General features: G+C 63.6%; 28 protein-coding genes. 12 read left to right on the forward strand and 16 right to left on the reverse strand.

Annotated elements, in window-relative coordinates:
* Positions 1-31: 31 nt before the first annotated feature.
* The 3 genes from ACLNGM_RS09745 to ACLNGM_RS09755 all read right to left on the reverse strand — a co-directional run bounded on the left by ACLNGM_RS09745 (position 32) and on the right by ACLNGM_RS09755 (position 3,219).
* Positions 32-1,297, reverse strand: coding sequence for an extracellular solute-binding protein (locus ACLNGM_RS09745; protein WP_416358166.1), 1,266 nt, complete (start codon positions 1,295-1,297; stop codon positions 32-34).
* 451 nt (positions 1,298-1,748) lie between these two features.
* Positions 1,749-2,675, reverse strand: a complete 927-nt coding sequence (locus tag ACLNGM_RS09750) for a hypothetical protein (protein WP_416358167.1) — start codon at positions 2,673-2,675, stop codon at positions 1,749-1,751.
* 235 nt (positions 2,676-2,910) lie between these two features.
* On the reverse strand, positions 2,911-3,219 hold the full coding sequence (locus ACLNGM_RS09755) for a GNAT family N-acetyltransferase (protein WP_416358423.1): 309 nt from the start codon (positions 3,217-3,219) through the stop codon (positions 2,911-2,913).
* A gap of 26 nt (positions 3,220-3,245) precedes the next feature.
* Here ACLNGM_RS09755 and ACLNGM_RS09760 point away from each other — a divergent pair.
* From ACLNGM_RS09760 to ACLNGM_RS09780, 5 genes are all read left to right on the forward strand, one after another.
* Positions 3,246-4,345, forward strand: a protein-coding gene (locus tag ACLNGM_RS09760) for an IS3 family transposase (RefSeq protein WP_416356741.1) whose coding sequence is annotated in 2 segments (ribosomal slippage) — positions 3,246-3,507 and positions 3,507-4,345 — 1,101 coding nt in all. Because the reading frame shifts where the segments join, the coding sequence is not laid out codon by codon here.
* A gap of 133 nt (positions 4,346-4,478) precedes the next feature.
* Positions 4,479-4,649 (forward strand): hypothetical protein, encoded by a 171-nt coding sequence (locus ACLNGM_RS09765; RefSeq protein WP_416358424.1) that lies wholly within the window; start codon positions 4,479-4,481, stop codon positions 4,647-4,649.
* Between the two features lie 89 nt (positions 4,650-4,738).
* Positions 4,739-5,074, forward strand: a complete 336-nt coding sequence (locus ACLNGM_RS09770; protein ID WP_416358168.1) for a hypothetical protein — start codon at positions 4,739-4,741, stop codon at positions 5,072-5,074.
* 51 nt (positions 5,075-5,125) lie between these two features.
* Positions 5,126-5,329: a hypothetical protein gene (locus ACLNGM_RS09775; RefSeq protein ID WP_416358425.1), complete on the forward strand. Its 204-nt coding sequence runs from the start codon at positions 5,126-5,128 to the stop codon at positions 5,327-5,329.
* A 318-nt stretch (positions 5,330-5,647) separates the two neighbouring features.
* Positions 5,648-6,367 carry a response regulator transcription factor gene (locus ACLNGM_RS09780; protein ID WP_416358169.1) on the forward strand — a complete coding sequence of 240 codons (720 nt, stop codon included), beginning with the start codon at positions 5,648-5,650 and terminating at the stop codon, positions 6,365-6,367.
* A gap of 21 nt (positions 6,368-6,388) precedes the next feature.
* On the opposite strand, the gene ACLNGM_RS09785 is transcribed toward ACLNGM_RS09780, so the two are convergent.
* Together ACLNGM_RS09785 and ACLNGM_RS09790 are read right to left on the reverse strand one after the other, a co-directional pair.
* Entirely contained in the window at positions 6,389-9,046 is a 2,658-nt protein-coding gene (locus ACLNGM_RS09785) for an ATP-binding protein (RefSeq protein ID WP_416358170.1), read from the reverse strand.
* Positions 9,047-9,601: 555 nt separating this feature from the next.
* Positions 9,602-10,159: a hypothetical protein gene (locus tag ACLNGM_RS09790; RefSeq protein WP_416358171.1), complete on the reverse strand. Its 558-nt coding sequence runs from the start codon at positions 10,157-10,159 to the stop codon at positions 9,602-9,604.
* Between the two features lie 457 nt (positions 10,160-10,616).
* Here ACLNGM_RS09790 and ACLNGM_RS09795 point away from each other — a divergent pair, with 457 nt between their 5' ends.
* From ACLNGM_RS09795 to ACLNGM_RS09825, 7 genes are all read left to right on the forward strand, one after another.
* The gene (locus ACLNGM_RS09795; RefSeq protein WP_416358172.1) at positions 10,617-10,919 is read left to right on the forward strand and encodes a hypothetical protein; all 303 of its coding nucleotides are present in this window, start codon (positions 10,617-10,619) and stop codon (positions 10,917-10,919) included.
* Between the two features lie 503 nt (positions 10,920-11,422).
* Positions 11,423-12,076, forward strand: coding sequence for an SOS response-associated peptidase (locus tag ACLNGM_RS09800; protein ID WP_416358173.1), 654 nt, complete (start codon positions 11,423-11,425; stop codon positions 12,074-12,076).
* Positions 12,077-12,202: 126 nt separating this feature from the next.
* Positions 12,203-13,687 (forward strand): sensor histidine kinase, encoded by a 1,485-nt coding sequence (locus ACLNGM_RS09805; protein ID WP_416358174.1) that lies wholly within the window; start codon positions 12,203-12,205, stop codon positions 13,685-13,687.
* Positions 13,688-13,702: 15 nt separating this feature from the next.
* Positions 13,703-14,092 carry a response regulator gene (locus tag ACLNGM_RS09810; protein WP_416358175.1) on the forward strand — a complete coding sequence of 130 codons (390 nt, stop codon included), beginning with the start codon at positions 13,703-13,705 and terminating at the stop codon, positions 14,090-14,092.
* Positions 14,093-14,226: 134 nt separating this feature from the next.
* The gene (locus ACLNGM_RS09815; RefSeq protein ID WP_416358176.1) at positions 14,227-14,499 is read left to right on the forward strand and encodes a hypothetical protein; all 273 of its coding nucleotides are present in this window, start codon (positions 14,227-14,229) and stop codon (positions 14,497-14,499) included.
* Between the two features lie 350 nt (positions 14,500-14,849).
* Positions 14,850-15,044 (forward strand): hypothetical protein, encoded by a 195-nt coding sequence (locus ACLNGM_RS09820; protein ID WP_416358177.1) that lies wholly within the window; start codon positions 14,850-14,852, stop codon positions 15,042-15,044.
* Complete coding sequence (locus tag ACLNGM_RS09825; RefSeq protein WP_416358178.1) at positions 15,041-15,622, forward strand: hypothetical protein; 582 nt, start codon at positions 15,041-15,043, stop codon at positions 15,620-15,622. Before ACLNGM_RS09820 ends, ACLNGM_RS09825 begins: the two co-directional genes overlap by 4 nt.
* Positions 15,623-15,849: 227 nt before the next feature.
* Here ACLNGM_RS09825 and ACLNGM_RS09830 read toward each other — a convergent pair whose 3' ends face one another.
* From ACLNGM_RS09830 to ACLNGM_RS09880, 11 genes are all read right to left on the reverse strand, one after another.
* Positions 15,850-16,119 (reverse strand): hypothetical protein, encoded by a 270-nt coding sequence (locus ACLNGM_RS09830; protein ID WP_416358545.1) that lies wholly within the window; start codon positions 16,117-16,119, stop codon positions 15,850-15,852.
* 100 nt (positions 16,120-16,219) lie between these two features.
* Entirely contained in the window at positions 16,220-16,723 is a 504-nt protein-coding gene (locus ACLNGM_RS09835; RefSeq protein WP_416358179.1) for an ImmA/IrrE family metallo-endopeptidase, read from the reverse strand.
* 559 nt (positions 16,724-17,282) lie between these two features.
* The gene (locus tag ACLNGM_RS09840; protein ID WP_416358180.1) at positions 17,283-18,965 is read right to left on the reverse strand and encodes an SNF2-related protein; all 1,683 of its coding nucleotides are present in this window, start codon (positions 18,963-18,965) and stop codon (positions 17,283-17,285) included.
* Positions 18,962-19,330 (reverse strand): hypothetical protein, encoded by a 369-nt coding sequence (locus ACLNGM_RS09845; protein ID WP_416358181.1) that lies wholly within the window; start codon positions 19,328-19,330, stop codon positions 18,962-18,964. The genes ACLNGM_RS09840 and ACLNGM_RS09845 overlap by 4 nt, the downstream gene beginning before the upstream one ends.
* Positions 19,330-20,370 carry a DUF5131 family protein gene (locus ACLNGM_RS09850; RefSeq protein ID WP_416358182.1) on the reverse strand — a complete coding sequence of 347 codons (1,041 nt, stop codon included), beginning with the start codon at positions 20,368-20,370 and terminating at the stop codon, positions 19,330-19,332. The genes ACLNGM_RS09845 and ACLNGM_RS09850 overlap by 1 nt, the downstream gene beginning before the upstream one ends.
* On the reverse strand, positions 20,370-20,735 hold the full coding sequence (locus ACLNGM_RS09855) for a hypothetical protein (RefSeq protein ID WP_416358183.1): 366 nt from the start codon (positions 20,733-20,735) through the stop codon (positions 20,370-20,372). Before ACLNGM_RS09855 ends, ACLNGM_RS09850 begins: the two co-directional genes overlap by 1 nt.
* Entirely contained in the window at positions 20,732-21,370 is a 639-nt protein-coding gene (locus ACLNGM_RS09860) for a hypothetical protein (RefSeq protein ID WP_416358184.1), read from the reverse strand. Before ACLNGM_RS09860 ends, ACLNGM_RS09855 begins: the two co-directional genes overlap by 4 nt.
* A complete protein-coding gene (locus ACLNGM_RS09865; RefSeq protein ID WP_416358185.1) occupies positions 21,367-21,861 on the reverse strand; it encodes a DUF1643 domain-containing protein in 495 nt (164 codons plus the stop codon). The genes ACLNGM_RS09860 and ACLNGM_RS09865 overlap by 4 nt, the downstream gene beginning before the upstream one ends.
* Positions 21,858-22,376, reverse strand: a complete 519-nt coding sequence (locus ACLNGM_RS09870; RefSeq protein ID WP_416358186.1) for a hypothetical protein — start codon at positions 22,374-22,376, stop codon at positions 21,858-21,860. The genes ACLNGM_RS09865 and ACLNGM_RS09870 overlap by 4 nt, the downstream gene beginning before the upstream one ends.
* Positions 22,373-22,936 carry a hypothetical protein gene (locus ACLNGM_RS09875; RefSeq protein ID WP_416358187.1) on the reverse strand — a complete coding sequence of 188 codons (564 nt, stop codon included), beginning with the start codon at positions 22,934-22,936 and terminating at the stop codon, positions 22,373-22,375. Before ACLNGM_RS09875 ends, ACLNGM_RS09870 begins: the two co-directional genes overlap by 4 nt.
* On the reverse strand, positions 22,926-23,534 hold the full coding sequence (locus tag ACLNGM_RS09880; RefSeq protein ID WP_416358188.1) for a hypothetical protein: 609 nt from the start codon (positions 23,532-23,534) through the stop codon (positions 22,926-22,928). Before ACLNGM_RS09880 ends, ACLNGM_RS09875 begins: the two co-directional genes overlap by 11 nt.
* Between the last annotated feature and the right edge of the window lie 57 nt (positions 23,535-23,591).

The raw sequence follows: 23,591 nt of genomic DNA on the forward strand, positions 1-23,591 counted from the left end.
GCGCCCCGGGCCCGGCTGACCGAAATGCCCTTCACTGCGGCAGGGCCAAGAGGTTCGTGATCTCGGCGTCCGCCTTGGCGAGTGCGTCGGCGGGGCTCATGCGGCCGAGCCAGGCCTCCTCGATCTGTGTGCGAAGGACACGGTCCATCTCGGCGGTCTGAGCAATGTTGGGATCGCTCATCGCACGCCCCGAACGCAGCGCCTCGACGAAGGGAGCGGTGAAGGCGTCGCCGAAATCCGCCTGCGATGCCGCAAGATCCGCCTTGTTGGCCGTCAGGCTGCCGAGCGAGACCAGCATGTCGCCGACGCAGGACCGTTGCCCTTCGCCCTGCGGGCTGTGCAGCCAGCGCAGAAGCGCCCAGGCCTCCGCCGGATGTGCGCTCTTGGCGTCCACGCTCTGGTAGAAGGAGTACTGGTAGGTCTTCCAGTCCGGACCGCCGGGGATCGGGGCGACGCCGACCGTTTCGTCGAGCTTGTCGCCCAGCCCCTCGCGCATCAGCTGCTTCATCCAGTTGGCGCCTGTGATCATGCCGATCCGTCCTGCCGGAAAGTCGCGGATCTGGTGCGATGCGCTGGTCAGGCCGTCGCGAAAGAGCTGCGCTTGGCCTTCCAGGGCCTCCACCGCGGCCGGCTCTGTCAGGTGGGTGCCCGCGAGGTCGTCGGTCAGGATGCTCGTGCCCTTCGAGAAGAGGAGCGTCCGGAACGGGTGCGCCGCGTTGGCGACGCTCGGCCCGAACGCGTATCCCGCAACCTCGACGCGGCCGAGACTGTCGCGCTTGGCGATCTTGGCCGCCGCATCCATCAGGCTCGGCCAGTCCTTCGGCGGTTCGGCGATGCCGGCCTCGGCGAACAGCTTCTTGTTGTAGATCAGCATGTAGAGGGCGACTTCGGCGGGGATGCCCCAGAGCTTGTCGTCGATCACCGCGGACTGCGCCGTGCTCGCCTCGAAGTTCTGGGCGATGAAGTCGAGGATCTCCTGCGGCGGTTCGGCGAGGATCGCATTGTCGACGAGGCGTTTCCCCCAGATTGAATAGACGTTGTAGATGTCGGGGTTGGCGCCTGCGACCTGCGAGGTCATGACGTTCTGCATGAAGTCCGCGATCGGCGTCTGCCGGTAGGCGATGCGGATGCCAGGGTTCTCGGCCTCGTAGCGACGGAAGCAGGCGGTGAGCGGCGCCATCTCGGTGTCGGTGTAGTGAGCCGCGAAGGTGAGGGTGACCGGCTCCTGCGCCGTGGCCCCCGGCATCGTGGCCAGCGTCGAGAGAACCGCGATCGCATACGCCTTCAGTTTCGTCATCGGTCTTAAGCCCCCGTCCTCAACCGGGCTGACCATGCCGCATCGCGAGCCCGGACAATACAGCAGACCCTTCCGCTCCCAGCCTTCAGGACGTTATGTCGCGAGTTCTTTGGCTGGCTTCAAAAGAGGAGGCGCCAGAACGGGAAGTTGCTGGGCCAAGTCGTGGCTCAAGTCGCTGTTGAATACCAACCGTGATGGTCAGTAGCGGTCGAAGCTGTCGAACGGCTTTTGGGTGTCCGCCACTGATTCACCGAGGGCTGGTGTTGGGTGAGAAATCTCCGGTCCGCTAACGGATGACAGATCGCGGAAACGGACAGTGTCAGCCAACCAGCAGCCGAGCTTGTTAGGGCGACGAGCGTCACCGACGGCACAGCCATCGTGTGATAGCGCCGCCGCAGAAACAATCGGCCGTGCCGCAAGCAGTGGACATGCGGCTCGCGAGTTGGCGTCGCTACGCGCGTGACGGGATCTCGCCCGTGGCGATCAGCGTCCGGACGTCTTCGCCGGTCTGGTTCACCGCGCCGATCTGCTCGATGAGCTGCGCCGGGCGACTTCCACGCAGTCCTGCCAGAGTCAGCTCCTTGTCGCGCACATACGTGTAGACCCCGCTGACCGCAAAGCCCGTTGCGTGGGCAACGTCCTGGCCGAGATCTTGCGTGGCGGTTTTGAAGGTGGACGATGCATAGAACTGCCGCCGTTCGAGCGGCGTGGCAAACGCCAGTTCAAGGATCGCAACCAACTCGCGCTCCGGGGGGACGTCGTGCGCGACGTCGGGGGCCGGCGGGGCAGGTTTTGCGTTGTCGTAGCGGTCCGGCAGATGCAACCGTAGCTTCAGTACGACAGCCTCGCCCGCCAGATGCCGGGCCAGCTTCTCGATGCGCGCTCCGAACGCATCCGCATCCTTGTGTGAAGCTCCCAAATGAACGTGGATCCGATCCAGCCCATCGTCTCCGTTGGGTACAGGATCGCGAGAGCGATCGACGAATGTCGTTGATCCCTTGGGCAGCGCGTAGGCGACCGTTGCCGCGAACATGTTCTGCTCGTCGGCGAAGAGAAGGCTACAGGCGTCGTTGAAGATCAATTGATCCTCAGCGCTTGCAAACCCGATCTCCACGCCGCCATCGAGGTCATAATCGCAGAAGCGCTGGATTCCGTCGATCTCCGGCCACAGATGAGCGTCCTGTTCTCGATTGAAGTGGTTCTGAACGTACCAGGCAAGGCCTGGTATACGTGAGCACAAAGGTCCGTGCACATCACGCCAGTACGTAGCGAACAGCGCATGTGGTACGCGCTCGCGGCGCAACACGGTCGTATACGTGTTGACGGCAATGGTGCGATCGCGCTCGGCGTAGTCCGGTTGGGTCGAGATCAGAGGCAAGTTCGTATCCTTGGCTTGGCCGAGAAACGAACTTGGAAGACGCGTTGCGAATGGCCAGACGGAACCAGACGGGGACATAGGCACCAACTCGTCCCCAATCGAGGCATAAGACTGGGTCGACTGGGTCGAAAGCGGGTGGTCCGCTTCCGGGCGTCCGGCGCCCCCGCGCCGATCGGCTCGACCGGGTGGTTAGCAGTCTGTCCGCTTCCAGAACCGCTATGACAAAACCGGGCGTTCAGCTCAGCTCCTTACCTTCAACCCGTAAGCCATCGGCAGGTCGAAGCATCGCCATCATGATCGCGTCGCGATAAATGCCGTCCGCGAGGAAGACGCAGCGCGCAAGTCCTTCTTCCGCGAATCCCATCTTCCGGTAGAGGGCGACGGCCGAGGTGTTGTTCGCATGAACGCTGAGTTCGACCCGCGTCATGCCGATCTCCCAAGCTCTCTTGAGTGCGGTAGCGATTAATTGCCGTCCCAGACCCTTTCCTCGTGACGTGCCTCCTGAAAAACGGACCGTTTTGAGCTGGAATTTTCCACTTATGATCCCGTGAGCGGGACGAGGAGAATTCCATGAAGAAGTCGAAGTTCACCGAGGCGCAGGTCGCGTTCGTCCTGAAGCAGGCTGACGAGGGAACGGCGATTGCGGAGGTCTGCCGGAAGGCCGGGATCTCGGAGGCGACGTTCTACAACTGGCGCAAGCGGTACGGCGGGATGATGCCGTCCGAGGTGAGGAAGCTGCGCCAGATCGAGGAGGAGAACGCCAAGCTGAAGCGGCTCGTCGCGGACCTGTCTCTGGACAAGGCCATGCTGCAGGCTGTGCTTTCAAAAAAGCTCTGAGGCCTGCTCGCCGACGCCAGTTGGTGGACGAGGTTCGAGCGTCCTGGAAGGTGTCGATCAGACGGGCCTGCTCGGCCCTGAAGGTCGGGCGCTCGCTCTACACCTACAAGTCCCGGCGCGGCGATCAGGCCGATCTGAAGACCCGAATCCAAGAGATCACGCGGACGCGGGTGCGATATGGGTACCGTCGTGTCCACGTGCTGCTACGACGGGAAGGATGGGCCGTGAACCCGAAGCGGATCTACCGTCTTTACAAGGAGATGGACCTGCAGCTTCGGAACAAGGTGCCGAAGCGGCGCGTGAAGGCCAAGCTGCGGGACGACCGGACGGTGGCGACCCATGTGAACCAGACATGGGCGATGGACTTCGTTCACGACCAGCTCGCAACGGGCCGCAAGCTGCGCATCCTGACGGTCGTCGACACCTTCTCGCGGTTCTCACCGGCGATCGATCCGCGCTTCAGCTACCGTGGCGAGGATGTGGTCCGGGCGCTGGAGCGCATCTGTGGCGAGGTTGGCTACCCCAAGGCCATCCGGGTCGACCAGGGATCGGAGTTCATCTCGCGAGACCTCGATCTCTGGGCGTATCAGAAAGACGTCGTTCTCGACTTCTCGCGGCCCGGCAAGCCGACCGACAACGCGTTCATCGAAAGCTTCAACGGGAAGTTCCGAGCTGAGTGCCTGAACACCCACTGGTTCATGAGCCTTGACGACGCGAAGGCCAAGATGGAGGCTTGGCGTAGAGACTACAACGAAGTCCGCCCTCACAGCTCGATCGGCCACAAGACCCCGATCGAGATGATGAAACGCTCGGAAGGCAGCCCGCCCGCCTGAGCAATCACCCCCGGAAATACTCCAGCCGGGCGGTCCAAAAACAGGGGGCACGTCAAGATCACGACAGGACTCTCGCTCCCGCTGGATGAAAAACGGGGGTCACGTCACTGGCAACCCGTGCAAATCGCCAGCCATGCCAAATGGCCGATGTCGAATGCACGGTGGGAAATCTAGCGGCCCCACGAAAGGATCCAAAAACGCTCTCAAGCACGGCATGCGGACGGCAGAACACATTGAGTTTCGCCGTTCGCTGAACGACCTGCTACGCAAATCGCGTGCACTCGTTGAAGAAACGCTGGCCTAGGCGCCGGTTGTCCGCGCTCCTATAAGAGCGGGCATGATCTTCATTGACGAGAACAGTCCAAGGCCGGGCTTCCGACTAGAGAGGTCCTGATGTCCCGTTCAGATGAAGGCTCCACTAATATTGAAACGCTGGACCGTCAGGTCGCCGAGCACGCTGCAAGGCATCGGCACCATCCGATCGTCCGCGTCCTCGGATGGGTTAGCGAGGTCGCCGACCAGCCGCAGCTAGCGGCCGTCTGCGGATTTACAGCGCTCATCGGGGTCGTCCGAGGCAACCGGCGACTCGCGGCGACCGGCGCCCTGATGCTGGCGGCCCACGGTCTGGCAACGCTCACCAAGGGCGCCATCAAGCGACGGATCAATCGCACCCGGCCGCGTGTCGCTATGGAGGAGGGGCGGTACGAGATGGGTCCAGGGAAAAGCTAGGACAGCGACGATCAATCTTTCCCGTCAGGGCATACGGCTAGCGCCGTGGCGGTGGCCGGGATCTTCTCGGCGCGTCATCCGCGCGCCGCGCTGCCTGCCTGCGCACTCGCCGTAGCGGTGTCCGCGGTCCAAGTACCGCGCGGAAAGCATTATCCGGGTGACCTCGCGGTAGGGCTCGTAATCGGGCTTGCCGCGTCCGGCAGCGTGCTAGCGTTGTGCAAGGTTGTGGGCTGCTCAAAGCGCCCTGGCTTTTAAGAGCGGCAAGGCTGGGGGGCGGAAATCTTTCCAGATTTTGGGCGCGTCGCTATCGAGCAGGAACAGCCGGAGGGCGGCGCAGCTTAGATGACGCCATTTCCTACCACGGCCGTACCACAGCGCCGGGGCGGCTTAGGATAGAGCGGAGCAGCGCTTTCAAAGGAATAAAAAAGGGCGGCGAGGGTACGCTAGCCTGGAGCTTTGAAGCGGGAACTGCTCGGCAAATAGCCGTGCACATATCCTGTGATTGTGCGTTTACACCTCGTTTGAATGTCGAGATCATACTCGAAGGGTGTCGGTTCAAGATGATTGCCTAACATGGACAAGAAGCAGATCGTCATAGTTGAGGATGACGCCCTTCAGAGGGAGGTCATTTCTGAATACCTCTCGCGCTCAGGGTTCGAAGTTTCCCAGACACCCAATGGAGCTGCGTTTCGCGAGCTCGTGCGTCAACGCGCCGTTGATCTGGCTATCGTCGACCTTCAGCTCCCTGATGCCGACGGTTTCGATCTGATCCGCCTGCTTCGAGACACTCAGCGCTGCGGTATCATCGTGCTGACCGCGAATGACGATCCAACGGATAGGGTCGTCGGACTTGAGGTCGGTGCCGACGATTTTGTCGTGAAGCCGCATCCTCCAAGAGAGCTTTTAGCGCGCGTCCGAAGCGTTCTGCGACGCCTCTCTGATCATGAGATGGTTGCAACGCCGCGCTTGGCCGCCGAACCACCTGCCATAGATTTCGGTGGCTGGACCCTGGATGTCATGGTGCGTGGTCTCCGCGGTCCTGCTGCCGAGCAGATCGACCTGACGGTTAGCGAATTCGCACTCCTTAAGGAGCTGCTCGCTCATCCCGGGGAGGTAATGGAGCGAGACCAGTTGATGCGCAACGTCTTCCATCGCCCTTGGAGCTACGAGGATCGTAGCCTCGACGTCTTGGTTGCACGGCTGCGCCGCAAACTCGAACCCGCAGCAGGGTCCATGCGTATCGGTTCGGTCCGGGGGACAGGCTACGTCTTAAGCGGATCGACGCTTCAGTAGTTGCCGAGCCATCATCTGGGCCTATCCAGCCAGCCGTTCCGAAGCGGGATCCTGACCTCGGAATGCAGCAAGGACGGACGCAGCATGGAGACATACGGCGGAAGCCTGACTGATCGCGACCATCACAGCGTGGAGGTCGGCGTCGGTCTGGCACGCCTTCTCAAGGTCTCGACACACCTGCGAAAGGTCTACAAAGCCAAGAACCCCCGTCAGGGACACCAACGCGTGCGCTTCTCTACCTAATGCCGCACGGTCGTCGATCATTCTTCCTACCACGAACAGACGCTCCGCGATTTCACCCAGCGATTTCTGCACTCGTGCTGGGCCGAGAAGGTCGACGACCTCATCAAACGTCTCGCGATCGAAGCTCGCAGAGCTAAAGGGTCGCCCTTCTACGGGGGCAGTGGAGGAGGGCGTCGCCCACCGCTCGACTTTGGCAATGAGGGTTGAACGTTGGATCGGCTTGGAAAGGTAGTCGTCCATTCCTGCTTTCTGGAAAGCCTCAACCCTGTCGGACATCACGTTTGCCGTGAGGGCGATGATCGGCGTCGCGGGGCCGTCACCCATCTGGCGACGCAACTCGACCGTCGTCGCTAGGCCATCCAGACCGGGCATCTGGATATCCATCAGGATAAGGCCGAACCGCTCGCGCGCAGCGAGTTCGATGGCACGGTAACCGCTCTCGGCCTGCACGACGCTGTAGCCTGCCTTTTCCAGCATGGCGGTCGCGACCTCACGGTTGACCGCTAGATCCTCGACCAGAAGGATACGATCCGAGGGCAAACCAAGCGGCCCCTCGAGCCGCGAAATTGCCCTCCGCTCCGATGGGAGGGCTTGGTCAGCATGGCGCCCATCGATCGGGTTCGCGGCCTGCTGCAGGGGCAGCGCCAGCATGAAGACCGACCCATGCCCCAGTTCGCTCGTTGCCGTAAGAGTCCCACCCATCAGCTCCGCAAGAGAGTGGGAAATGGCGAGGCCAAGTCCAGTACCGCCGAAACGCCGCTCGATCGAGCTGTCCGCCTGGTGGAAGCGATCAAAGAGACGGTCAAGCTGTTCGGGCGAAATGCCTATGCCTGTATCTCGTACTTCGATCACAAGACCGGAACAGGCGGAGTGCGACGCCGCAAGGGTGATTGATCCGGCAGGCGTGAACTTCACCGCGTTGTTCAGAAGGTTGAGAACGATCTGCCGCAAGCGGGCCATATCCCCTCGCACGAAAGACGGCACATCGGCGGCGATCGACAACTCGAGACGCAGTCCCTTGGAGCTCGACTGCACCTCGACGAGATCGAGCGTCGTGGAAAGGAGGCAGGAAGGATCAAATACGTCCTCGTTGAGATCGACCTTGCCAGCCTCGATCTTCGACCAATCCAAGATATCGTTGATGACCGTCGTCAGGGCCGAGCCCGCGCTGTGGATGAGCTTGATCCGACGCGACACGTCAGGAGCAAGGCCAGGCTCGTCCAGAAGAAGGTCGGCAAAGCCAATGACGCTGTTGAGAGGGCTGCGGATCTCGTGGCTGACGGTCGCCAAGAAATCGCTCTTAGCCTGTGTGGCTTGCTCGGCCCGCTTCCTTGCCTCTTCCAACTGCTGGGTCCGAAACAGCACTCGCTCCTCCAGGAGCGTGTTTACGGTCAGTAGCTCCTCCTCTTTCTGATCCCGGGCTCGGAAGGCGGAGGCGATGACGTCTGATAAGGCTGCAACCTCGATGAAGCTCGAGTCCGTTTCGAGACAGGAAACGTTTGCCCCCTCGCGGACCGCGGCGGCTTGATCCGCAAGCCGACTGATCGGAGTTGCAATGGCGGTTGCAACCTTCCAGCCTACGAACGCAGCAAAGGCAGCGAGGAGAATGCCGATCAAAGAGATGGCCCAAGTGAGGGTCGTCACGGGCATGAAGGCCGCCGCAGACGGCTGGCGAGCGACGACGGACCAACCAAGGCCCTTAAACTGCGCCATTCCCGCCGTCGGCGACGTCACCGTCACGAAGCCCTGTCGATTGGGGTCGAAGGTGGATCCCAACTCTGATCGAGGACCAAGGAGGATCTTGCCGTCATGCGAGATCACCAGGAGTTCGGACGCATCGAGATCCGAAATCGTCGAGAGGACGGCGCGTCGAACCTCGTCGACCCAATCCCAGCTCAAGTGGGCCGCGAGCACTCCGATGAAGCGGCCCTCGTCGTAAACAGGCGCGGTCACGTCGACGAACCGAAGCATCTCCGTCTTATCTGGCGCCAGATAGCGCTGAAGTAGCTTAGCCTCATGAACGTCGAGAGCAGCCGCGCCTTGGCGGCCCGCGGCGAACCAAGGCCGTGCCGAGACATCTTCTCCTTCGAGGAGGCCGCTAGTCGAAACAAGGACCCGTCCATCCGGGCTCGCAAGGCCAATCCATGCATAGTTCGGCACGGCTCGCTGCAGACGCTCGAGGAGCGCGCGCTGGGCATCTCTGTCCTCTCCACTAAAGAGGGTCTTCATGCCTGCTGCCGTGGTGATGTCGCCCAGGCGTTCGAACATGTGAAGATCAAGCCGCTCGCTCATCTGGTGGGCAGCCTGCGAAAGCTGGCGTTCCGCTGCATCCCTAAGACCGGTAGAAGCCCGGATCACGGCCGCAAACCCAAGAATGGTCACGAGCGCGAAGGCAAACCCCGCAAAGATCAGGGAAAGGCGTATGCGGAGCGACATGGAAGGACCGGTCACACGTTGAGGTAGAGCATCCACAATGCCATGCTCTGCACGTGCGAGGCTTGCGTTAGAGACGCAGCCGTGATGGCGGAAAGGATCGCCGGCAACTGATCCTCTTTTGACCTGTAGCGGACATGTCGCCATAGGACAGGCCGGACCAGTCGCCCCACAGTGCTCTCTAGCGTTACAAGCTATTACATTTCGCCTGAACCGTAACATCCGCTTGAAAAAGCCGCAGATTGCATCATTGGATTTCAATGTGAAACGTTCCAGCCGGGCGATTTCTTAAGTTCATCCTTCGCTGAAAAGCAGCGCTTCATTCGCCGTTTGCATATTCGCTTTCAGCAAAACGACGCAAACGGAGATGAAAATGGCTAGCTTGCTTCCGACGGGTTCGACGACATCCCCTTCGATCTTTAAGGTCGCGCCTGCCACGACCTCGGCCCTTCAGGCGTCCGGTTCGTCCTTTACGTCCTCGATGACCTCTTCCGGCAACATTGTCACTGCAACCCAGACGGCGCAGCAGACCTTCAGCTCCTCCTTCACCCAAGGCCTCTACGGGGTGCAGGCGAGCCAGTCGTCCACGCCAACCTCCGGCGCCACCTCTCCGACCTCGCCGACGGGCACGACTGCACCGACGTCCTCCACGACCCCGACGGCAGCGCCCGCCCCCTCGACGACCTCGGCCCCCACGTCGAGCTCCTCGACCGCGCCGACGTCCTCAACGCCTACCTCTTCCTCCCCTGCGACGTCACCAACGTCCTCGACATCTCCGGCTCCGACCCCTACCAGCCCCAGCACGTCGACCTCTGCCCCGACGAACGCTTCTTCCCCTTCCGCTACGACGTCGCCGACCAGTTCGTCCGCGACTGCGCCGACCCAGGCCCCTACGGCTTCGCCGTCGCCGTCGAGCACCACGGAGACCAGCGCTCCTTCTTCTGCGACCGCACCATCCGCCCCGACCTCTGCGTCCAGCTCTTCAGCGCCTTCGTCGTCTTCGCCCACGGCCACGTCGACCCAGCCCCCCGCGGCATCGTCTCCTGCGCCTTCGTCGAGCACGGCGGCCGCTGAGCCTGCTACTTCGGCTCCTTCTTCCACGACGAGCCCCAGCACGACGGCAGCTTCCGCCCCCCCGTCGTCTGACACGGCACCTCCCCAGACGTCTGCCCCGGTGACGTCTTCGCCTGCCCCCGCGCCGACCAATTCGGCTCCGTCCGAGCCAGCTGCCGCGCCTGCGCCGTCAGCTCCAGCCCCTACTCCTGACGCCTCAACGGCAGCACCGCCCCCTGCTCAAGCTCCGGCTGCAGCGTCTGAGAGCGCGGCGCCTACGACCAGCACGCCGACGAACACTGCGGCGCCGGCGACGGCAGAGGCTGAGAGCACTGCAGCGGCTTCAACGACCTCTGCACAGACGGACGCCTCGACGGCTGCTTCTACAGCATCGACGCAAGCTGCCTCTGAAACTGCGGCTGCGGCTGCGGCCTCTCCCACCACGCCGGCGCCTTTCGAACCCGCCTCGGTCGCGGAGACGGTTCCCGAGCTTGAAAAGCCGAAGGCGATCAGCGCTGCTGTGCAGGCGATCCTGGATCAGATCGCTAAGATGCCGCAGATGAAGAAGGTGGAAAATGACATGGCGATGGACCAACTGCGCCGCCTGGCGGAGACGGTCAACCGTGAGCTTGCCGACGAGGAGATGATCCGCACCATTAGCGAAGCGTCAGAAGTTTTAGCGAATGAGCTGTCCCCCGCCGCGGCAACCTCGTCCGATGGTACGGCGACAAGCGGAGCACCCGCATCCGAGCGCAACGCCACCGCTCGTTCGAATTCTTCGGCCTATGCCTACCAGATGCAGGCTTACCGAGAGAACGCCTAAGCCTCCTCGAGCAAGCTATAGCCGAACTAACGGCCTCCGAACCTCAGCGTTCGGGGGCTTTTTGATGTTCGGGCTTAGGCAGACCGTTTGGTTCCGGAAAGCGTCGTTGTCGGATGCAAAACGGAGGAGCCGACCGGGACGTTATCCCCCCTCCCTCGTCGCCCGGTCCATCATCGCGAGGATGGGACAGCAACGTCGATACCCCCACCCTCCGAAGCCGCCCATCACGCTCGGCGAGCTACGGGCCGGGAACGTGCCTCTGTCGGCCTCGTGCCCCATCTGCCTCCGCAGCGCGACCTTCTACCCTCACGCGATAGACGGCCTCGACACGGCGACCGTGGAGGACGTGACGCGCCGCCTCCGATGCACGGGATGCGGTCGGATGGGCGGCATGGGCGTATGCCCTGACGGCGAGGCATGGGTCTGGTACCTTCGGCGCACGGGGCAGCGAGACCGCCTGCCCTGGTATCGGTGCTTCGTGCGCGACGAGGGGTCATAGCGCCGTGTGTAACCTCTACTCCCTGACGAAGGGCCAAGCCGCTATCGTGGCCTTCACCCGCGCCACGAAGGACAGGACGGGCAACCTGCCGTCGATGCCCGGCATATTCCCTGACGCCGCGGCGCCGATCGTCACGACCATCGATGGTGAGCGCACGTTGCAGCTCGCCCGATGGGGCATGCCGTCGCCGCAGTTCGCTTTGAAGGGGCGCACGACCGATCCCGGCGTGACGAACGTCCGGAACACGAAGCGCCCACACTGGCGCCGCTGGCTCGGGCCTGCGCACCGTTGCCTCGTGCCGTTCACCTCGTTCTCCGAATACGACACCGTGGACGGCAAGAAGGTCCCGGTGTGGTTCGCGGCCGACGAGGACCGCCCGCTGATGGCCTTCGCCGGGATCTGGACTGAATGGACGTCGACACGGAAGAAGGCCGAAGGCGAGATCACGACCGACGCCTACGGGTTCCTGACGACCGATGCGAACGGGGTGGTCGGACCGATCCACCCAAAGGCCATGCCCGTCATCCTGACTGAGCCCGAGGAGTTTGACGTGTGGATGCGGGCGGACTGGTCCGAGGCGTCGAAGCTTCAGCGCCCCTTGCCCGATGACGTGCTCCAGATCGTCGCCCGCGGCCACAGGAGCGACGGGGACCCGTAATGCGAGGGAAAATTGCGACCCTTAGGGCGCTTCGATCACCCTTTCGGCCCACGCCGCAACAAGGTACGACGGATGGCAATGGCTAAACATTAGCCGTTGGATGTTTCGAGAACGGCGCGGCCCACCATGATGATGCATGCGGAACCCAGCGAGATCGAAGGTCTCGCGGCGCCGAGCCGGATGGCGGACCTGATCGACGCCTACGACTGGGCTTCCACACCGCTCGGTGCCCGCGCTTCATGGCCGCAGAGCTTGCGCACGACCGTCGACATCATGCTGGCGGCAGGTCGGGCCATGTGCCTGGCATGGGGGCCGGACCGGGTCTTCATCTACAACGACCTCTACGTGCAGACGCTCGGCACGCGCCACCCCGCCGCGCTAGGTCTGTCGATCAGTGACGTCTGGCCTGAAATCTGGTCCGACATCGCCCCCCTGGTCGACCGGACGTTCGCTGGCGAAACCGTGTCGTTCGACGACATGCCGCTCGTCATGACCCGGAACGGCTATCCCGAGGACACTTGGTGGTCGTTCTCATACTCGCCTGTCCGCGACGAGACGGGCCGGGTCGCCGGGCTCCTGAACATCACGTCCGAGACGACGGCAAGGGTCTTGGCGATGCGCGAGCGCGACGCCGCGGTGGCCGACCTGCGCCAACGCGAGCAGTTCCTCGATAGCGTGCTGTCGGCCTCCAACGACTGCATCAAGGTGCTCGACCTCGACGCGAAGCTCGTCTTCATGAGCGAGGGCGGCAAGCGGGTCATGGAGGTATCCGACTTCAATGCCATCGTCGGCTGCCCGTGGCCGGACTTCTGGCATGGCTCCGGAAACCTCGCCGCCCGCGAAGCCATCGCTTCCGTCCAGGCGGGGAAGCCCGCTGCCTTCCAGGGCTACGCCGAGACCATGAAGGGCAACCGCCGCTACTGGGACGTTCAGGTCTCGCCGATCTTCGGTCCCGACGGGAGGCCCGAGCGGATCCTGTCCGTGTCCCGCGACATCTCCGCCCTGAAGCGGTCGGAAGAGGCGCGCACCGTCCTCGCGCAAGAGATGGCGCACCGAATGAAGAACTCCCTGGCCATGGTTCAGGCTATCGCGACGCAGACGCTCCGGCAGGCGCGCACGATGGAAGAGGCCCGTGAGGCGCTGTCCAATCGTCTAACCGCTCTGGCGAGGGCTCAAGACATCCTGACGCGGTCGGACTTCACGGAGGCCGACGTTCGAGAGGTCGTTGACGGGGCCTTGGCTCCGCACCGAACCTCGCAGATCCAGATTGACAAGAACGCCCGACGACTGCCGCTGACGGCGCAGCAGGCTCTCGGTCTGTCCCTGGCCATTCACGAGCTTGCGACAAATGCAGCGAAGTACGGCGCGCTCTCGTGCGAGGAAGGTCGAGTTCATATATCGTGGGCGATAATCGACGGTGCGTTTAGGTTCCAGTGGATCGAAAGCGGAGGTCCGGTTGTTACGCCACCAGATCGTCGAGGCTTTGGGTCGAAGCTGATCGAACGCATCGTCGCTTCGTATTTCGATGGCGAAGGACGTCTCGATTTCGATCCGGCAGGTATTCGCTTCTCACTGACGGGCGCACGCAAGGGCGCCCCGATCGCCTCGTAACCCGGACCGCGTCGCATGGCCCAATCCTTCAATCCCGCCCGTTATGCCGTTCTCATCGTCGAGGACGACGCCTTGGTGCGTGCCGAAGCCGTAGACCTTTGCGAGGAGGCTGGCTTCACGGCATACGAGGCACGCAATGCCGACCAGGCGATCCGCCTCCTCGAACGTCACTCCGACATCCGCGTCCTGTTCACGGATATAGAAATGCCGGGCTCCATGGATGGCTTGAAGCTCGCACGCGCCGTCCGAGACCGCTGGCCGCCCGTCTCCATCATCATCACGTCCGGGCGCGTGAAGGTCGAGAAGGAAGACCTTCCAGAGAACGGGGTGTTCTTCTCCAAGCCCTACCCCCCGCAGGGCATCGTGAAGGCGCTCAACGACATCGCGGCTCAGATCTTCAACTGACGCGAGCCCGCGGGGTGCGCAAGGCGCTTCCAACTGACTTCACCGAGCGCGAATAGTAGGAGCCAAAAGGGTCGCATCCTTAGTGCGGAACATACCCTTGCCCATCGTTTCCCATCTATGCTTCCTCTCCACGCATGGGTCACAATCCGAACGGCAGCATCACCATCTCGACGCTCGGCGATTATGCCGAGTTCGGGCACACCCTCAGCGCCACGTGCGAGGGCTATGGATGCGGTCGTCGCTCCCTCGCCGTCACGCTGGGCGACCTGATCCGCATCTTCGGCGCCGACTGGCCATTCGTGGCGCACAAGCCGCCGATCCGGTGCACCGAATGCGGCAGCCGGGACATCAGCTACATCATCGGGACCGCGGGCGACGCGCGCCCAACGATGGGCCATTACCAGTGAGCGACGACAACCCCAGGCGCACCTTCCTTGCCCGTCGGGCGCACGGCGTCCGCGAGGTGCCGCCCCCCATCATCATCACGGACTAGCAGCGTCAGGAAGGCTGGGAGCGTGCCATCGACCATCTCGGGCGGGAGATGCGTCGGCTGAAGAGGGAGCCACCCAACTCGTAGACGTTCGAAGCCAATCGATTTCGCTTCAACTCCATTAACTGCGAACGCCCATCCCTGCTGGACACCTGATCCCACCCTCTCGATCATCGCCCGATCAGAGGGATGCAATGATGGAAAAACCGCCTGTCGGACCTGAACAACCACCTATTCGCCCAGCTCGAACGTCTTGGTGACGAGGGCTTGTCCGACGACAAGCTTGAGTTGGAGGTGAGGCGCGGGACAGCCGTCGCCGCGGTGGCGGACCAAGTCATCCGTGGCGCCGCACTTCGTGTGCAGGCCGCCAAAATTGCCTCGGATCACGGTCTAGATCCAACCACCTACCTCCGCTCGCTCGAACAAAAGGATGAGCGCGATCAGCAGCAGATCGAGCGATGAACCGATCGCTCCAGGATCGCTGGAACCGACTAACCGTAACGTTTTCCAAGGCAGAACTCGATTTCGTTAGCGAGAACTATCGGTTGTCGCGGAAGGCCATGTTCGACGCCTTCCAACATCGCTTTCACCGCGTTGATGTCAGCACTTGGGCTCTGGTCACCCTACGGCAACAGCATGGCTGGCTGCGTTGGGGAAGAAGGGCAGGAAATGCAGAGGGCAGTCCGCGGCCCATTCGCACCTGGGAATATGTTGATAGAGACGGCTATGTGAGGATAAGGGCTACTGAGAGGGTCGACGGCAAGCGAACCTCCAGATCGAACATGAAACATCGTCTGCTTTGGGAAGGAGTGCACGGTCCGATCCCAGACGGAATGGTCTTGCGGGCGTTGGGGCCAGTCGGCAACCCCGATCCTTCAAACTGGACGCTCGTGTCCTCAGATGTTTCGTGCCGGCTGAGCAGAATGAACGTGAAGGCCTTCAACACTCTCCCGGAGGAGCTTCAGGTAGCCATGTTGGCGCTGGCGCAGATCAAGAGCACGCTGCGCGGGTCGCGCATGAAGGGGCGTAAGCGCACCTGACGGCCGCGGTGCAGCGGTAAGACGCGGGCGGGCGGCCAGTGCCAAGCGTGGGTCGTGCCGGGGAAACGGCGCTGCCGCATGCATGGCGGCTTATCCACAGGACCGAAGACCGCAGAAGGGCGCGAGCGGATCCGAGCCGCGCAAATCAGGCGGTGGGAAAAGAAACGCTGCAGCGGAAAATCGGGCGGCTGCGAGTATGTCGTAGTGAATAACCCCGCGCGACGAAGTTACTGCTTATTGGAGGATCGCCCGAACAAAAATCCCAGCGCGGCGCTGACAAACGCGAAGGCGCGCTCGATCTGCGTGCTCCAGAACGCGACGTTCTCCTCTAGGGTGCCAGCCAGGACCATCGAGACAATCGCCATAGCAAGGCCGGCAACGACGGCTACGCCCGCGAAGAAGGTGGGCGCGTTTTTCTCGCCGCCGAACATTTTGCCGAGGCGGCCCAACTCACGGTCGGCATTCGCCTCGTCGTGTCGGTGCTTCTCCTTCAGCATGTCGAGCTGAAGGTTCGTTGCGGCAGCCAACGCAGCATCTAGCTCGGGATCCGTCGTCTCGCTGTCGCGAATTGCCCCCTTGGCGGAGGCCCGACTTACGTCAGACGCCATACTCGAACTTGAGCCTGTTGCGGATCATGGGGACGGATACGGCAAAAAGGCGGGAAAGCTCTTCGACGGAAGCAGCCTTCCAGAAGCGGTCAAGCATGCGCCGCGGCACGAGGAGGTGCGCCGCAAAGGCGTTCGCCTCCTTCTCGTGCACCTCGTCGCCGGCATAGTCTTGATCACGCAGCAGGACCCGGTATTCCGACGACTGCGCCCACTCGCGATGCAGGACAGCATGACCGAGTTCGTGGGCTATTGTGAACGTCTGGCGCAAAGGCGCCTCGTCCTTGTTCACGAAGATCATATTATCTTCGCAGTCGAAGAAGCCGGACACCCGCTCGTTCGCTCCCTCAAAGCGGACAAAGCGCAGACCGACGCCGACGCCTTCGGCAATGACGCGTGGGTCAACGGGTGGGTTAGCGATTGCGAACTCTCCGTGCAAACGCTTCACCTCTGACATTACGCGGGCGTAATTTGGCCGGGTGACCGACATCAGCATGCGACCTCCTCACCGTTAACGATCCGCTTACGGTAGATAAGCGGCCCCACGTGTTTGGTCCATGCGGCACAACCGAACATAGTGACCAATTTGCGCTCGGTCCGTGGGGCTTGAATGGAGGCGGAATTGCGGGTGGGAGTTCGCTGAAGCGCAGCGGCGACGCTGGCGCTTGGAAAGCAATCAAGTCAGTCGAGTTGGCTGCTGACCGCGAAGCCTAGCCTCAACGGAATAAAGGTTTGTGCGCAGGTTTGTCCGACGAGGATCTGCCAGCGCCGATTTTCGCAACAATTTTGGGGATTTAAATCATCTGAATGGCGGAGGGAGGGGGATTCGGAAGGCGATAGCGCCGACCCCTGAAAGCCTTACGTCGCAAGCAATTTCACTGACGCGCCAAGCATCACCGCCCCTCACATTGTCGCACGGTTTGTCGCACGGAACATGCGGTGAACTCGAACCATATGTGCACGCTGCGCGAGACGGCGCAAGATGGTGCGAACGAAAAGGCCCGCCTCGGTTGTTGCCGGGGCGGGCCTTTTCCGTTTCCCGAAGCGGGCTCGGATTATGTCGCACCGTGTGCTTCGGAATCCGCCTTCTCCAGGTACTGCGCGGCGAGCTTCTGCAGTCGGCTATCGTCGGTGTGAATGTGCTCGGTGCCCTTCATCGGGTCGAGGATGCCGCGCGACTGGCTGGACTTCAGGCCGAGCGTCTCAATAATTAGCGGATCGGAGCCGTCCTCGGACTGGAGGTAGATCGCCTCGACCGGCCGGCGCTGACCCGGCCGGCGCACCCGGCCGACCACCTGCTTATGGACCTGCGGCGACCAGTCGAACTCACCGAAGACGACGGTGGCGCATCGATGCTGCAGCCCGTCGAGGCCAGCGCCCGACCGCAGCGAGATGATCATGAGGTTCGTGCGGCCCTCCATGAAGGCCGCCTTCGCCTTGTCCTTCTGGGACTGCGATTCCGTGCCTGTGTAGAGGACCGGCTTGAGGTCGGCGAGGACCTCAATCCAGATGTCGTAGACGTCGCGGTGCCAGCCGGCGAGGAGCACGGGCTCTCCGCTCTCGACGATCATCCGCACCATCGCAGCGACCGACCGAGCCTTCGACAGGCCGGTGATGCGGCGGGCGAACATGTCGAGCTCGCGGGCCGCCTGACCGCGCTGCATGAAATCGCCGGTGGTCACTCGCAGCGCCAGGGCGCGAGCCTCGGCTTGTGCGCTCTCGACGATCCGCTCGTCGGTGTCGACGCTGCGCAGGATCGTGCTGACCGGCGGCAGGTCCGTCTCGACGTCGTGTTCGGTGCGGCGGAGGGTCAGTCCGGTTTCGAGGAGGTAGGTCCCGAGGGCGTCAGGATTGTTGACGATCCAGTGCTTGCCGGTCCACCGGCACCACTCGCGGCAGAACTCGTCGAAGCCGCCGAGCTCGCCGGGCGCGATGAAGCGCAGCACGTCGTAGATTTCAGAGCCGTAGTTGTAGATCGGGGTGGCGGTCAGGCCGATGGCCATGCCGGTAGAATCGGTGAAGACCTCGGCCGCGCGCCCCTTCTGCGTGGAGACGCCTTTCCGCAGCTCCTGCACCTCGTCGTAGACGACCGAGGCGAACGTGCCGCGCGCGGCGATGTCGGTCCATCCGGCGATGTTCGAATAGCGGAAGATGTAGATGTCGGCTGGCGGCTGGCTGTAGGGCTTGGTGCCCTTGATGATGTGCGCCGTCAGCGTCGTGAACTTCTGGACGTACTCCTTCGCCCACTGCGTCGCGAGGTGCGCCTGGACGACGATCGCAGCCGGCAGACGACGTTCGTTCGCAACCGCTGCGAGCGCCGAAATCGTCTTGCCGAGGCCGACGTCGTCGAGGAGGAGCAGGCGACCGCGCTTGTGCGCGATCTCCGCTGCGCGCGCCTGATAGGGGTAGGGCGAGCGCCCCTCGCGAAACGCGATCGGCCGCGTCGGCTGCCACTCCGGCAGGAGGATCGCGTCGATCTCCGCCTGATCCTGGAAGAGCCGGGCGCGACCGTGCTCCAGCGCCGTGCGATCCTCCGGGCTGATCTGGAGCGGGTAGCGCTCCATGAACCAGAGGAGATCGGCCGCCAGATCGTCCGCGCCGTGCAACGCGATCGGCGGCGTCGCCGTCGTCGCCACCTTCGGGAAAACGCGCTTCAGCTTCATGACAACGTGCGGCTCGGCGCGCTGCACGATCCACTGACGATCGCCCAGGCGGGCGAGGGCTCCATAGGTTCTCACAGCCAGCCGGCTCCGACGGATACGTGGCGGAAGGGCTTGCCCCCGCAGATGGACAGGTGCGCCGGCACGGCGACGGTGCCGACCAGAACGAGAGCGGTGATGTCGGGGAAGGCGGCGTAGCGTTCGAGCTGCCGCCAGACGGCGAGCCGGCCCCCGCCGATCTTCGCCTCTATGCCGATGCCATCGGCAAAGAAGTCGATCCGATTGCGCTGGTCGAGGCGATGCTCGGCCGTGGCCGGAATTTCGGCCGCGACGAGCGCGGCGCCGATTTCGGCTTGCAGACGCGCTTCCGTGTCGACCGGCATGCGGCGCGAACGCAGCGCGGCCAAGATGCGATCGAGGGCGATGTTGAGATCGGACGGCATCAGAACAGGATCTCGTCTGCCGGCGGATATCCGTCGTGCTGAACGCCGTCGAGCATCCGACCGGCAGCCTTCTTGCCGACCCCATCCACCACCCAAGCGTCTGGCCCGTATTCCATCAGCCCCGACGTGATGCTGCCGCTCGGCTTAACGATCGTCGCTTTGGGATACGGCAAGAGATCGCTGGGCTCGGCATGGCGGCGCGGTGCCCAATGACCCCACTGCTTGAAAAGGAAGGGAATACGGTCCCGAGCGCATTGGTCGCGGAGCGATCGAGCCCAGTCAGGGTGCATGGGGCGCGCGCCGTGGCCGCTCTCGCCTCCTACGACGACCCAGTCGAGTGGCGGACGATAGCTGATCATCTGACCGACCATGCCGCACTCCTCGTGGCCCATCAGGTAGTCGGAGATGTCGAGCGGTCCGAGCAGCGGTTCTGCGCTCACCCAGCGCACGGCCGCCAGCGTGTCGAGAAGCATCGGGATGCGCTCGTCGGCGCGACGTTGGTCCTCGGCAGATACGCCAAGCCAGACGTTCTGCAGAGGCCACCACGCTCGCCCGAGGGGAATATGTGCGAGAGGAACGCCGCCGATGTGAGCATTGCCCTGTCCGCGGCGAAGACGAATGATCGTGTCAGCGATACGCCCTGCCGAACGCCGGACATAATCTCGCATCCGCTCCGGCCGCTTCGTGAGAACCTGAAACGTGTGCTGCGGGGCGAGCGCCATCACCGCGAAGACATGATCGAGCATCTCATCCGTGACGCCTTCGGCGAAGAGGTCGCCGTGCGCGCAGACGAAGATCATGCGCGGCCGGCGCCAGCGCAGCGGCTGGTCGAGCCACTCGGCGTTGAACCGGATCTCGCCGGTCCAGACCGGCCCCGCCTTCGTGTCGCGCGTTAGGCCGGCCCGCGACGGGATGTGCTTCAGCCGCGTGCCGGCGAGCTTCATCGCGTAGCAGTTCGTGCAGCCGGGCGAGACGACCGCGCAGCCCGTGATCGGGTTCCAGGTCGCGTCGGTCCATTCGATCTTGGTGCCGTCGGCCATCAGAAGTTCGGCTCCTGATCGTCGTAGTCGCTGGTGTCGGATGGCGCCGGCAGGGACATGCGCGAGGGTGCGGCGTAGGGCGCATTCATCCGGAGGACGGTCGCCTCATCGGTCGAGGTTGCTGAAAAGATCGCGGCGCCGCCGTAGAAGTGCGAGGTCCACGAAACGGTGGCTAGGGCCGGGACCGGACCGTCTTCACTCGGCAACTCGACGCGTTCGACCTTCGGTATATCGATCCGCAGCATCTTCGCTCCGAAGCGTTCCTCTTCGCGCACGCGGCCGGCATGGCGTCGATGCCCGAAGATCTCGACCACCATGAACTCGAACTCTGGAGCTTCGCCGGTGGGGATGGGCTGCTCGCTCATGCGGCGATCCTTTCAGAAAGGGTGTCGATGTTGGCGCGGTGGACGGTGAAGGTGACGGCGACCACCCAAGGGTTCGCGTCCCAGCCGAAGCCACGCTTGGCGTTGAGGCTGTCCCACAGGATGCGGTAGGCGCCGGTCGCACCATCGCCGCCTTCGAAGTCGCCCGAAGCTTCCGGACGGATGCCTTCGCTCCAGGCGTCGTCTTCCGAAATGCCCTGAAGCCGCTCTACCCGGACGGCCGTGACAAGGAGGGTGAGGCGCGAGAGGGCGCGTGGCATGTGGATGCCTGGCTTCCATCGCCACGCGCCGAACGATTCGAGCGTTGCGCGGTAGGATGCGGCAGAACTGCCGCTTACGGCCGGCCGAAACGTCTCGCGCACCCACAGCCGGTCACCGACGACGTACTGCCAGAGGGCAACCTCAGGCAGGCGCATCGGTGCTCGATCGTCAGCAAAGGGATAGCCCCAGCTGTCCTCATCGTCAGCGAGACCGCTGTAGTGCTCGGGATCTGTCTCCGCGAGATTTTCGAACGGGGTGCCGTTCCAAGTGCGCAGCACACGTCGGGTCTGCGTCTTCTCGCCCGCGACGAGGGCCCGGACCATCGCGCCGGAAAACAGGATCGGTCGGTCGGTCATCGCGTGAAGCCCTCCCGCGGCATGGTGTAGGGGCGCGGATGCAGATCCTTACGGAGGTACAGCGGATGGCCTGGATCGCCTCCGTTCGTCAGCTTCAGGGCGTGCGGCTTCCCGCCGGCGGCCGCGATGATTTCGACGACGCCTTGATCGCGCTGGTGCAGACGGCCGTGCGCGCCCCAGCCGCACACGACGATCGACGAGGCAACGGCAATCTCAGCGAGGTGCCGGTCGTTGTCGGGGCCGATCGGATCGGGCACCTCGCGCAACGCGAACGGACTGGTCGAGCGGTAGGCGAAGATGTTGCCGAGCACGAGCGAGCCCATGCCCCAAGCCTTCGCGTAGCCGATGCAGCGGCGGATCGTCGGATCGTCGTTGGTCTCGTCGGCCGTCGACGGGTTGAGAAGGATGAAGGCGGCGCGCGGAAGGGCGGCATCCCAGACGCGCTCGAGACGGTACCGCCAGGTCCGGCAGGGCGAGAAGACAGCCGTCATCGGAAAAGCCTGCCGAGCTCGTCGCGGGGCGATCGCCCCGCTTTGTCCGCAGTGATGGCTTCACGGGCTGCGGCGAAAATTTCGATCGGGGTGATGAGGCGACGCGTGAAGCGGACGGGGCAATCCTCGTCGTAGAAGTCCAGCTCGGTGAAATGCCAGGAGACGATCTCGGTGAGCGCCTCGTAGGCCGTCTCCTCGTCCCACTCTGGCTCCTCGCCGCCGCTCATGGCGCCGACCATGATGGTGCCCTTGAGCGGCGTGCTCGGCGGCTCCATCAGCATGTGGCGGCCCGCCTTAGTCACGAAGCGGCAGGGCATCCCGCGCGGTGTCGACCAGCGGTTCCAGGGCACGCAGGTCGGATGGCAGGGCGTGCGCTCCCAGTGCCGGCGGTCCGGCATGAAGACGGCGTGATAGTTGCGGTGGCTCTCGGCCCGAAACTGCTCGCGCCGATCGCCGAGGAGCGGCAGGAGCGGCGCAGCAGCGGCGGACAGCTTCTTAAGAATGCGCGGGTTCATCGGCCGGTCTCCGGCCAGCGGGTTGCCGTCTTTGCATCGGGATCGATCCCCATCCGCGCGCAGGCCTCCCATGCGTAGGTCGAGCCAAGCGAGAGGAGTTCCATCGTGAAGGACCAGTTTGGAAGCCCGCGATGCTTCGGCGCCGCCATCGCGCGGGCGGCGGCGAACACCTGACGCGCAGTGATGCGGTCGTAGGTCCGGTCCATGTTCTCGGACACTATGTCGGCCGGCGCGCTCGCGGGTTCGTCCGCACGATCCATCCGGTCGAGTTCGGCCAAGAGGAGCGCGATCGCCTTCACAAGGTCGCGGCGCGGCGTCGTCGGCTTCCACCAGCTATTGGCCCAAGGCCAGCCGGACGGGCGGGTGTAGCGTCGGATGACCTCATCTGTTGCCGCGTGCTGCGCGTAGACCAGCGCCGCCTGGAGCATCTCGCGGTTGCGATGCCTGTCGTCGTCAGCGGAGGCCCACCCCTCCACTGAAACCTGGCGGACACGCTCGCGCAGTACGTCGAGCGTGCCGCGCGAGAGGCCCATGGTTGGGCCGTTCGGTTCAAGCTGCATGGCCGCGCGCCTCCGGCTCGGCAACGGCCGAAACGCTCTCGACACGAATGCCGTAGGACAGCAGCGCGAGCGCCTCGAAGAAGTCGGGCATCTGCCCAACGAGCAGAGGATTTCCGAGGCGGCTCGCGATCCCACTCATGTCGCTGTTCATGGCCGCGATCGCGTCGAAGCATGTGCTCCGGTCGACCAGCAGGACGATGCGGGTCGATCCGTTCTGCGGCGCCGCCGCGACAGCCATCGGCAGCGCCGATCCCGTTGGCTTGGCCGCCTGCTTGGCGCGGATCTTCGCGACCATCTCGGGTGTGGTGATGCGCGCGACCTCGCGGCCCGCCTCTTCCGAAATGCTGAGATTGTGCACGTTGCAGAGAGCAGCGAGCGTCACCATCACGCCGCCGACCTCCTGTCCGGGCTCGCCGGCCGGCCGACTGAAGACGTAGTCAACCAGCGCATGCGCGCGCTCGGCCGTGAAGCCGGTGGACTGCGCCAGTTCGAGTGCCTCTTCGATGAAGCGATCGTTGCGCTCGACCTTGTCGGCCGAGATTTCGGGGCCGAAGCAGTCGAACATCCATCTGGCGACGTGGAGCTGGTGAACGCGCATGTCGGCGGTCCTTCAGACGTAGAGGGAAAGGAGGATGGCAAGGCCGACGAGGATCAG

This window comes from Aureimonas phyllosphaerae (assembly GCF_047943035.1).
In the GTDB taxonomy this organism is placed as follows: domain Bacteria; phylum Pseudomonadota; class Alphaproteobacteria; order Rhizobiales; family Rhizobiaceae; genus Aureimonas; species Aureimonas phyllosphaerae.

Bases quoted from the DNA above. Each gene is read 5' to 3' on its own strand.
- ACLNGM_RS09745 (WP_416358166.1), bottom strand. From the start codon at position 1,297: ATGACGAAACTGAAGGCGTATGCGATCGCGGTTCTCTCGACGCTGGCC.
- ACLNGM_RS09765 (WP_416358424.1), top strand. From the start codon at position 4,479: ATGCCAAATGGCCGATGTCGAATGCACGGTGGGAAATCTAGCGGCCCC.
- ACLNGM_RS09770 (WP_416358168.1), top strand. From the start codon at position 4,739: ATGTCCCGTTCAGATGAAGGCTCCACTAATATTGAAACGCTGGACCGT.
- ACLNGM_RS09780 (WP_416358169.1), top strand. From the start codon at position 5,648: ATGGACAAGAAGCAGATCGTCATAGTTGAGGATGACGCCCTTCAGAGG.
- ACLNGM_RS09785 (WP_416358170.1), bottom strand. From the start codon at position 9,046: ATGTCGCTCCGCATACGCCTTTCCCTGATCTTTGCGGGGTTTGCCTTC.
- ACLNGM_RS09805 (WP_416358174.1), top strand. From the start codon at position 12,203: ATGATGATGCATGCGGAACCCAGCGAGATCGAAGGTCTCGCGGCGCCG.
- ACLNGM_RS09810 (WP_416358175.1), top strand. From the start codon at position 13,703: ATGGCCCAATCCTTCAATCCCGCCCGTTATGCCGTTCTCATCGTCGAG.
- ACLNGM_RS09815 (WP_416358176.1), top strand. From the start codon at position 14,227: ATGGGTCACAATCCGAACGGCAGCATCACCATCTCGACGCTCGGCGAT.
- ACLNGM_RS09825 (WP_416358178.1), top strand. From the start codon at position 15,041: ATGAACCGATCGCTCCAGGATCGCTGGAACCGACTAACCGTAACGTTT.
- ACLNGM_RS09830 (WP_416358545.1), bottom strand. From the start codon at position 16,119: ATGCTGAAGGAGAAGCACCGACACGACGAGGCGAATGCCGACCGTGAG.
- ACLNGM_RS09835 (WP_416358179.1), bottom strand. From the start codon at position 16,723: ATGCTGATGTCGGTCACCCGGCCAAATTACGCCCGCGTAATGTCAGAG.
- ACLNGM_RS09845 (WP_416358181.1), bottom strand. From the start codon at position 19,330: ATGCCGTCCGATCTCAACATCGCCCTCGATCGCATCTTGGCCGCGCTG.
- ACLNGM_RS09850 (WP_416358182.1), bottom strand. From the start codon at position 20,370: ATGGCCGACGGCACCAAGATCGAATGGACCGACGCGACCTGGAACCCG.
- ACLNGM_RS09855 (WP_416358183.1), bottom strand. From the start codon at position 20,735: ATGAGCGAGCAGCCCATCCCCACCGGCGAAGCTCCAGAGTTCGAGTTC.
- ACLNGM_RS09860 (WP_416358184.1), bottom strand. From the start codon at position 21,370: ATGACCGACCGACCGATCCTGTTTTCCGGCGCGATGGTCCGGGCCCTC.
- ACLNGM_RS09865 (WP_416358185.1), bottom strand. From the start codon at position 21,861: ATGACGGCTGTCTTCTCGCCCTGCCGGACCTGGCGGTACCGTCTCGAG.
- ACLNGM_RS09870 (WP_416358186.1), bottom strand. From the start codon at position 22,376: ATGAACCCGCGCATTCTTAAGAAGCTGTCCGCCGCTGCTGCGCCGCTC.
- ACLNGM_RS09875 (WP_416358187.1), bottom strand. From the start codon at position 22,936: ATGCAGCTTGAACCGAACGGCCCAACCATGGGCCTCTCGCGCGGCACG.
- ACLNGM_RS09880 (WP_416358188.1), bottom strand. From the start codon at position 23,534: ATGCGCGTTCACCAGCTCCACGTCGCCAGATGGATGTTCGACTGCTTC.